Here is a 511-nt window from a genome sequence, read left to right on the forward strand (position 1 = left end):
AGCCAACCTCAAGATGAGATTTCCCATAGCGTAAGCTAGTAAGATCCCTTGAAGAACACAAGGTTGATAGGTCGGGGGTGTAAGCATGGTAACATGTTCAGCTGACCGATACTAATAGATCGAGGGCTTGACCAAATATAGTAAATTAARTATGTGCAATTTTGAAAGAATAAAAACTTTCAAAAATATGTTGACAAATTATTAGAGATTTGATAACATATACATGTCATCTGGTGATGATGCTCTTTAGGGTAACACCCGTTTTCCATTCCGAACACGAAGGTTAAGCCTATTGAGGCCGATGGTACTGCACGGGAGACTGTGTGGGAGAGTAGGTGGTTGCCAGGTAATATGGATCTTTAGCTCAGTTGGTTAGAGCAACCGGCTCATAACCGGTAGGTCCGGGGTTCGAGTCCCTGAAGGTCCACCATTTTTGGGGGTATAGCTCAGTTGGGAGAGCACCTGCCTTGCACGCAGGGGGTCAGGAGTTCGAATCTCCTTACCTCCACCA

2 tRNA genes and 2 rRNA genes are annotated in these 511 nt (G+C 45.1%); all 4 read left to right on the forward strand.

The window, feature by feature from the left end:
- Positions 1-135: ribosomal RNA gene (locus ACYUCG_RS15230) — 23S ribosomal RNA — on the forward strand; the annotation flags it as partial.
- 94 nt (positions 136-229) lie between these two features.
- Positions 230-348: ribosomal RNA gene (gene rrf / locus ACYUCG_RS15235) — 5S ribosomal RNA — on the forward strand.
- Between the two features lie 5 nt (positions 349-353).
- Positions 354-430 (forward strand) — tRNA-Ile (locus ACYUCG_RS15240).
- Positions 431-435: 5 nt separating this feature from the next.
- Positions 436-511: transfer RNA gene (locus ACYUCG_RS15245), tRNA-Ala, on the forward strand.

Source organism: Clostridium sp. CTA-17 (assembly GCF_054767895.1).